The sequence below is a fragment of the Curtobacterium sp. LFS084 genome, assembly GCF_047977705.1.
In the GTDB taxonomy this organism is placed as follows: Bacteria; Actinomycetota; Actinomycetes; order Actinomycetales; family Microbacteriaceae; genus Curtobacterium.
The window spans coordinates 49,133-57,524 of record NZ_JBFPFM010000021.1; the positions used below are offsets into that span (position 1 = coordinate 49,133).

6 protein-coding genes and 3 tRNA genes are annotated in these 8,392 nt (G+C 71.5%); 7 read left to right on the forward strand and 2 right to left on the reverse strand.

Annotated elements, in window-relative coordinates; translation table 11 throughout:
* The first annotated feature begins 30 nt into the window (after positions 1-30).
* Positions 31-1,413 carry an FAD-dependent oxidoreductase gene (locus tag ACNQOV_RS12005; RefSeq protein ID WP_416394672.1) on the forward strand — a complete coding sequence of 461 codons (1,383 nt, stop codon included), beginning with the start codon at positions 31-33 and terminating at the stop codon, positions 1,411-1,413.
* A 19-nt stretch (positions 1,414-1,432) separates the two neighbouring features.
* The gene (locus tag ACNQOV_RS12010) at positions 1,433-2,551 is read left to right on the forward strand and encodes a heparan-alpha-glucosaminide N-acetyltransferase domain-containing protein (protein ID WP_416394674.1); all 1,119 of its coding nucleotides are present in this window, start codon (positions 1,433-1,435) and stop codon (positions 2,549-2,551) included.
* A gap of 716 nt (positions 2,552-3,267) precedes the next feature.
* On the opposite strand, the gene cls is transcribed toward ACNQOV_RS12010, so the two are convergent.
* Both cls and ACNQOV_RS12020 read right to left on the reverse strand, forming a co-directional pair.
* Positions 3,268-4,728 carry a cardiolipin synthase gene (gene cls / locus ACNQOV_RS12015; RefSeq protein WP_402269283.1) on the reverse strand — a complete coding sequence of 487 codons (1,461 nt, stop codon included), beginning with the start codon at positions 4,726-4,728 and terminating at the stop codon, positions 3,268-3,270.
* A 16-nt stretch (positions 4,729-4,744) separates the two neighbouring features.
* Positions 4,745-5,233 carry a YajQ family cyclic di-GMP-binding protein gene (locus ACNQOV_RS12020; protein WP_416394676.1) on the reverse strand — a complete coding sequence of 163 codons (489 nt, stop codon included), beginning with the start codon at positions 5,231-5,233 and terminating at the stop codon, positions 4,745-4,747.
* A gap of 139 nt (positions 5,234-5,372) precedes the next feature.
* Here ACNQOV_RS12020 and ACNQOV_RS12025 point away from each other — a divergent pair.
* From ACNQOV_RS12025 to ACNQOV_RS12045, 5 genes are all read left to right on the forward strand, one after another.
* Positions 5,373-5,457: transfer RNA gene (locus ACNQOV_RS12025), tRNA-Tyr, on the forward strand.
* Positions 5,458-5,514: 57 nt separating this feature from the next.
* Positions 5,515-6,336 carry an inositol monophosphatase family protein gene (locus ACNQOV_RS12030; RefSeq protein WP_416394678.1) on the forward strand — a complete coding sequence of 274 codons (822 nt, stop codon included), beginning with the start codon at positions 5,515-5,517 and terminating at the stop codon, positions 6,334-6,336.
* A gap of 146 nt (positions 6,337-6,482) precedes the next feature.
* Entirely contained in the window at positions 6,483-7,736 is a 1,254-nt protein-coding gene (locus ACNQOV_RS12035; RefSeq protein ID WP_416394680.1) for a peptidoglycan DD-metalloendopeptidase family protein, read from the forward strand.
* Between the two features lie 91 nt (positions 7,737-7,827).
* Positions 7,828-7,899, forward strand: a tRNA-Thr gene (locus ACNQOV_RS12040).
* A gap of 32 nt (positions 7,900-7,931) precedes the next feature.
* Positions 7,932-8,005 (forward strand) — tRNA-Met (locus ACNQOV_RS12045).
* Positions 8,006-8,392 lie beyond the last annotated feature (387 nt).

Here is an 8,392-nt window from a genome sequence, read left to right on the forward strand (position 1 = left end):
CACCGCACCCGAACGAACTGGAGACGATCAGTGCCCACCCTCCGAGTCGCCATCGTCGGCGCAGGCCCCGCTGGCATCTACGCCGCCGACATCCTGCTGCGCGAGGCCCACGGCCACGACGTGTCGATCGACCTGTTCGAGCAGCTGCCGGCCCCCTACGGTCTGGTCCGCTACGGCGTCGCCCCGGACCACCCGCGCATCAAGGGGATCATCAACGCCCTGCGTGACGTGCTCGACCGCGGTGTCGTCCGCCTGTTCGGCAACGTCCGCTTCGGCGAGGACATCACCCTCGACGACCTCAAGCAGCACTACCACGCGGTCGTGTTCTCGACCGGCGCGATCAAGGACGCCGATCTCGACGTCCCCGGGGTCGAGCTCGACGGGTCCTACGGGGCCGCCGAGTTCGTCAGCTGGTTCGACGGGCACCCCGACGTCCCGCGCACCTGGCCGCTCACCGCCTCGAGCGTCGCGGTCATCGGCAACGGCAACGTCGCCCTCGACGTCTCGCGCATCCTCGCCAAGCACGCCGACGACCTGCTGCCGACCGAGATCCCCGCGAACGTGTACGAGGGCCTCAAGGCGTCCCCGGTCACGGACGTGCACGTCTTCGGTCGCCGCGGTCCGGCGCAGGTGAAGTTCACGCCGCTCGAGCTCCGCGAGCTGGGCGAACTCCGCGACGTCGACATGATCGTCTACGACGAGGACTTCGACCACGACGAGGCCTCGAAGACCGCCATCGCCACGAACAAGCAGGTCATGGTGATGAACCGCGTGCTCGAGCAGTGGCGCACCCGCGAGACGGGCCAGGCGAGCCGCCGGCTGCACCTGCACTTCTACGCGAAGCCCCTCGAGATCGTCGGGGAGGACGGGTTCGTCACCGCGATCCGCTACGAGCGCACCCGGCCCAACGGCCAGGGCGGCGTCGAGGGCACCGGCGAGGTCCGCGAGATCCCGGTCCAGGCGGTCTACCGCGCGGTCGGCTACTTCGGATCGCCCCTGCCCGGCGTCCCGTTCGACGAGCGGCACGGCGTCATCCCGAACCACGAGGGCCAGGTCCTCGGCGACGACAACCAGCAGATCCCGGGGGTCTACGCGACGGGCTGGATCAAGCGTGGACCGGTCGGGCTCATCGGCCACACCAAGTCCGATGCGATGGAGACCGTGCAGCACATCGTGAACGACCAGGCGAGCTGGTGGACGCCCGCCGACCCGTCCGAGGGCGCCATCCCGGCGCTGCTCGCCGAGCGCGGTGTCGAGTACACCGACCTCGACGGCTGGCACAACCTCGACGCCCACGAGCTCGCCCTGGGTGCACCCGAGGGTCGCGAGCGCATCAAGGTCGTCCCGCGCGACGAGATGGTCGACGTGTCCCTCGGTCGCGTCGACGCGCGCACGGGCTCGGCGACGAGCTGACCGGCACGACGCGCACGCCATGACGACCGCACGCCCCGCACCGCCCACCGCGCTGCGGGGCGTGTCCGCGTCCGGGGTCCGGCTCGACGGTGTCGACGTCGCGCGCGCGCTGGCGCTCCTCGGGATGATGGCGACCCACGTCGGCGGGATCGCCGACCAGGTCGACTGGTCCGACCCCGGCACCTGGGCGGCCGTCGCACACGGCCGGTCCTCGTCGCTCTTCGCCGTGCTCGCCGGCGTCTCGATCGGCCTGACGAGCGGTCGGACCGCACCGCCCGGCCCGCCGAGGATCGGCCGCGTCCGCGCCAGGCTCGCTGTCCGCGCGGTCGTGGTCGTCGCCGTCGGGCTGCTCCTGATGGCCCTGGGGACCCCGGTCTACGTGATCCTCCCCACCTACGGCGTCCTGTTCCTGCTCGCCGTCCCGGTGCTCCGGGTCCGCGCCCGCTGGCTGCTCGTGCTCGCCGCGGTGTGCGCCGTGGCCTCGCCGGTGGTCGCGATCGGCATCGCCCCGCTCTACGCCGGCGCGGGCACCTGGGAGGTCCAGCTCGGCCTCGTCTACCCCGTGGTCACCTTCCTGGCGTACGTCCTGGTCGGTCTTGCCCTCGCCAGGGCAGGACTGGAGGCGCGGCGCACCCAGGTGGTCGTCCTCGCGTCCGGCACGGTGGCGGCCGTCGTCGCGTACCTGGTCGGCAACGCGGTCGCGCCGGTGCCCGCCGATGCCGGGTTCGCATTCCCCGGTGTGCCGTACGCGGGGGAGGGGAGCACCGCCGCCGAGGCCGCCGCGCAGCTGTTCCTGTCGCCCCGGGACCACTCGTCGTCGATCGTCGACGTGGTGGGCACCGCGGGGGTGGCCGTGGCCGTCATCGCGCTCTGCACGCTCGTGTTCGACGGTCGGGGTGAGGTCGTGCGCCGCATGGGGTACCCGCTGGCGGCGGTCGGGTCGATGCCGCTCACGGTGTACGCGGGGCACCTCGTCGTGCTCGCGGCGCTGCCCGAGTACCCGGAGTCAGCGGCCGCGTGGGGGTGGTTCGCGATCGGCTCGGTCCTGTTCGCGATGTTCTGGCGGCGGTTCTTCGGGCGTGGCCCCCTTGAACGTCTGACCGCCCGGCTCACCCGCATGGTGCCCGAGCCGCGCTGACCGGCCGCGCTGGCGGCCGACCTCGCACGCGGTGGCCAGCTCCGCACGGTGCGGCTTCGGCGATCCGGTGCGCCGTCGGTTGCCCGGTGCGGCGTTGTAGCTCCGCACGGCGCGGTCACCGGCGCACGGCTTGGTCGACCTCGCACCGGCTGGTCGACTCCGCACGGTGCGGTCACCGGCGCACGGCGTGGCCGACCTCGCACCGGCTGGTCGACTCCGCACGGTGCGGTCACCGGCGCATGGCTTGGTCGACCTCGCACGGGCTGGTCGACTCCGCACGGTGCTGCTTCAGCGATCCCGTGCCCCGGCGATCGCTCGGTGGTGCGTTGTAGCTCCGCACGGTGCGGTCAACGGCGCACGGCTTGGTCGACCTCGCACGGGCTGGTCGACTCCGCACGGTGCGGCTCCGGCGATCCGGTGCCCCGTCGGTGGCTCGGTGCGGCGTTGTAGCCCCGCACGGTGCGGTCACCGGCGCACGGCTTGGCCGACCTCGCACGGGGTGTCCAACTCCGCACGGTGCGGGTTCGGCGATCCCGTGCCCGGGCGATCGCTCGGTGCGGCGTTGTAGCTCCGCACGGTGCGGTCATCGGCGCACCGGCCGAACAAACTCGCACCGTGCTGGGCGCGAGACGCCCCCGCGCCCAAGCCGCGCCCCGCGCCCCAGCCGCGCCCCGCGCCCCCGCGCCGGGGCCGACCCGCGCCTCCTGGCCCGCCCGCTACTGCAGCGCCGCCGTGAGCCGCGCGACGTTGTCGAGCACCTTCGACCGCCGCGGCCGGTCCTCCCACGCGTCCAGCGTCAGCTCGAAGCTGTGCTCCTTGTAGGCGGCCTGGACCTCGCGCAGGGCGTCCACGAACCGGCTGCCCCGCACCATGACCGAGACCTCGAGGTTGAGGCTGAACGACCGCATGTCCATGTTGCTCGACCCGATGACGGCCACGTCGTCGTCGATCGTGAAGTGCTTCGCGTGCAGGATCGTCGGCGCGCGGTACAGCCAGATCTTCACGCCGGCCCGGAGCAGCCCCTCGTAGTAGGAGCGCTGTGCGTGCCACGTCATCGCGTGGTCGCCCATCTCGCCGACGAAGAGCTCGACCTCGACCCCGCGCTGCGCCGTGGTGGTGATGGCGTAGAGCATCGAGTCGTCCGGCACGAAGTACGGCGAGGTGATCGACACCTTCTGCTGCGCCGAGTAGAGCAGCGCGTTGAAGAGGCGCAGGTTGTTCTCGCCGTCGAACCCGGGGCCGGACGGCACGACCTGGCAGTCGAGTGCGTCGCCGCGGTCGGCCCGCTGCACGGGATCGCTCTCGCGGAGGAGCAGTTCGTCGGTCTCGCTGTACCAGTCGGTCACGAACAGCGCGTTCAACCCGGCGACCACCGGCCCCTCGAACCGGGCGAAGAGGTCCTTGTACTGCATGCCCTTGTCGATGTGGGACTTGAGGTCGTACGACTTGTCGATGAGGTTCTGCGACCCGGTGAACGCCACCCGGCCGTCGATGACCATGATCTTGCGGTGGTTCCGCAGGTCGGGGCGTTGGAACTTCCCCTGCAACGGCAGGAGCGGCAGCATGAGGTGCCACTCGATGCCGGCGCGGTCCATGAACGCGAGGGTGTCCTTGTAGCCCGGGTAGCCCCGGCTCGCCCAATGGTCGAGCAGGAAGCGCACGGTGACGCCGCGGGCCTGGGCCCGGGCGAGTGCCTCGAAGAACGGCCGCGTGGTGTCGTCGAGCGTCGCGATGTAGAACTCGACGTGCACGAACCGCCGGGACTCGTCGATCGCCCGGGTCATCTCGGCGATGGACTCGTCGTAGTCGGGGTAGAGCTCCGCGGAGTTGCCGCCGACGAGGGGCATGGCGCCCAGCTCGCGGTTCAGACGGGTGACGCTGTCCAGCCAGGCCGGCCACGGGTGGTCCCGCCGCACGCGCTCGATCCCCTCGGTCTGCTCGAGGATGTACGCGTTGATCTCGGTCTGCTTCTCACGCCGGGCGTGCGGGAGCTTCGTCGACCCGATGACCAGGAAGACGATGAACCCGATGTAGGGGATGAGGAAGATCGCCAGGAGCCAGGCCGTCGCGGTCTGCGGCTTGCGGTTGATCGGGACGTAGATGATCGAGAAGACGCGGATCGCCAGGTCCAACAGGACGAGGAGGACCGTGATCAGGACGCTGAGCCAGTGCTCCACGACGACGGTCGGCGGATCAGCGGAAGTTGATGAATTGCAGCGGCACGTCGAACTCTTCACCCTTGAGGAGCTGGATCGTGTTCTGCAGGTCGTCGCGGCTCTTCGAGGAGACGCGCAGTTCGTCGCCCTGGATCTGGTTCTTCACGCTCTTCGGGGCGTTGGCCCGGAGGAAGGCGCCGATCTTCTTCGCGACGTCCTGCTCGATGCCGTTCTTGAACTTCACCTCGATGCGGTACTCCTTGCCGGACGGGTAGGGGTCACCGGCGTCGAGGCTCTTCAGGCTGATGTTGCGCTTGATCGCCTTGCTCTGGAGGACGTCGAGGACGGCCTTGGCGCGCTCCTCGGAGTTCGCCTTGATGAGGACGTCCTCGCCGCTGAAGGCGATCGACGCGTCGGCACCCTTGAAGTCGTACCGTTGTTCGATCTCCTTGGAAGCCTGGTTGAGGGCGTTCTCCGCCTCCATCTTGTCGACCTTGCTGACCACGTCGAAGGAGCTGTCTGCCATGCGGGACAGCCTATCGGCGGACGGGAGGCGCGGTTCGGCACCCACGGACCGGCCTGCGGTGGTCACGAGCACGGTCCCGGATCGGCTATGCTTTCTTGCGCGCCTCCGGTTGGTGACCACACCGGCTGGGAGCGCACACGGCAAGTTACCCAAGCGGCCAAAGGGATCTGACTGTAAATCAGCCGGCGTAGCCTTCGGGGGTTCGAATCCCTCACTTGCCACCATCGGAACGGCCCCGTCCACATCGGACGGGGCCGTTCCGTTTCCGCGAGGATGGTCGCATGCCCTCCGACCTCACCCCCGCCCGGTTCGCCGACCTCGCCGAGTCCATCGCCCGCGAAGCAGCAGCGCTCGCCGCTCGCCGCAGGGCCGAGGGGGTCGAGGTCGCCGACCGGAAGTCGAGCGTCGTCGACGTGGTGACCGCGGCGGACCGCGAGGTCGAGGCGCTCATCCGGGCGCGGATCGCGACGGCCCGGCCCGACGACGCCTTCTTCGGGGAGGAGTCCGGCACCGGCTCCGGGACCTCCGGGGTCACCTGGGTCGTGGACCCGATCGACGGGACCGTCAACTACCTCTACGGCAGCGCCGAGTACGGGGTGAGCATCGGCGTCGTCCGCGGCCCGGCCGACCCGACCAGCTGGGAGCCGATCGCCGGCGTGGTCGTCGCACCCGCCACCGGCGTCGTCCACCGCGCCGCCGTGGGTGAGGGCGCCACGCGGGACGGTGCACCGCTCCGTGTCGGCGCACCGACGTCACTCGCCGAGACGCTCGTCGCCACCGGGTTCGGGTACACCGCCGAGCGTCGCCGGCAGCAGGTCGGGGTGCTCGCCGGACTCATCGGCGAGGTGCGCGACATCCGCCGCGGGGGAGCGGCGTCGCTCGATTGCTGCGCAGTCGGGGCGGGCACGGTGGACGCGTACTACGAGCGGGGGATCAACCCGTGGGACATGGCCGCCGGTTCGATCGTCGCGCGCGAGGCCGGGGCCGAGACCCGCATCTGGGAGGCCGGCGGGACGCGGTCGTTCCTCTTCGCCGCACCCGCCGTCGTGGACGAGCTCGCGGCGCTCCTCCAGCGGCTCGAGGAGTCCGTGCTCGGGGCGTGAACACCCCGTCCCCTCACTCTGGGGGAGCCGTGTGGTCCGGGCGAGGACTGGCGACACGGTAGGCGTCCTGCTACCGTTCTCGGGTCCCGTTATCTGCTCGTTACCAACGAGCGCACATCGCCCCGATCAGGATCCACGCCGAACACATGCCCCATTCTCCCCTCTCGCCCGTGCACACCGACGGCCCAGCGGACGCTCCCGCACCGGTCGTCCACCTGACCCGACGGGCCCGCATCGAGGCGGAACGGGCGGCGGCGACGGCGGGGGGAGTGCCGGCCGACGTCGAGCACGCGACGGTCGTGGCGGAGGCGAGCAGCGCCTCCCGGCCCGCGCTCGCCGAGCCGGCCTTCGACGAGCTCGTCACGCCGGGGACACCCGCGACGCCGGCCGCTCCGGTGTCGCCCATCGACCTCGCGCCGGCGTCGCCGGCCATGCCCGCGTCGACGGCCTCGCCCGTGACGCCGCCGGCACCATCGTCGCCGGTCGTGGCCGCGGGGCCCGCGGTCGCGGCGACCGTCCGCTCCGCCGCCGGCACCCGACGTGTGCTCGGCCAGGTGCCGGCGTCCCGTCGCCCCGCGCGCGCCGCGGCTCCCGTCGCACCCCACGTCGACCGCGCCACCCGGCACATCGCCCGGACGGACCGGTCCACCCGGCCCGCCGTGGCTGCTGCACCGTCGACCGTCCCGCACACGCGGACGCAGGGGGCGTCGTTCCGGCGAGCTGCCTCGCGCGTGACCGCCGTCGGTGCCCTGCTCTTCGTCGCGGGCCTCGTCGTCTCGACGTCCCTGCCGGCCCAGGCGCTCTACACGCCGGAGCCCGGCTCGTCGTCCGCGCGGACCTCGGTGTCCGGTGCGACGCAGTCCCTCAGCGTCGGTGCGGGTGCGGCCGACGCCGAGACGAACCGCGACCAGTACTCGGTGTCCTCGGCCACGCAGTACAAGAACGTCGACGCCTCGAGCTTCACGAACGACCCGAACGGCACGATCCAGTGGCCGTTCCTCACGGGCGTCCCGATCACCTCCGGGTTCGGCGGACGCCAGGTCGAGGGGTGCTCGTTCTGCTCCACGAACCACATGGGCGTCGACTTCGCGCCGGGCGAGGGCACCCCGATCCGGGTCATCGCCGGTGGCACGGTCATCAAGGTGCAGGCGAACGACGGTGGCTTCGGCAACGACGTCTGGGTCGAGCACGACGTCGACGGCAAGCAGTTCGTCAGCGTCTACGGCCACATGGAGGACAACTCCTTCAAGGTCGTCAAGGGCCAGCAGGTCGAGGTCGGCGACGAGCTCGGCCTGGTGGGCAGCACGGGCAACTCGACGGGCCCGCACCTGCACCTCGAGGTCCACGTGGACGGCGTCCCGGTGGACCCGCTGGCGTGGCTCAAGGCGAACGCGAACTAGCGGTTCCGCGCGGCACGCCCGGGCGTCACGCCCGGTTCCTGACCACCGTCGCGGGTCTGCTATCCTCGTGTGGTGCCGCCGAGCGGCACATGCCCCGATAGCTCAGTGGTAGAGCACTTCCATGGTAAGGAAGGGGTCGTCAGTTCAATCCTGACTCGGGGCTCCGACCCGGCGCGGCAGTCGCGCCGGATCCTTGGCGGGGTAGCTCAGTTGGTTAGAGCACACGACTCATAATCGTGGGGTCGCGGGTTCAAGTCCCGCCCTCGCTACCGCAAGCCCGGCGATCCGTTCGCCGGGCTTTCGTCGTTCCCGGGGCGTGGTCGCGCGCCGTGCTGGGCGCGCGCGACCCACCGGTGTCGTGCCTGCTCGGCGCCGGAGGCGCGCGCGACCCACCGGTGTCGTGCCTGCTCGGCGGGTGCCGGCTGCCGGCGGGTGCCGGCTGCCGGCGGGTGCCGACGTCGAACCACGTTCCGGACATCGAGCCAGGGCCGCGACCTGGTTCGACGTCGTCTCCATGGTTCGAACGTGCGCGGGCGCGCCGGGGTCCGCCGAGCGCATCGGCCCGCGTCCGCACCCCGCTCCGAACATCGCGCCCCGCCGGGACGGGGCGCGGTGTTCGTCACGGGGCGCAGCGCGCAGCGGTGGCCGCCTCGGGC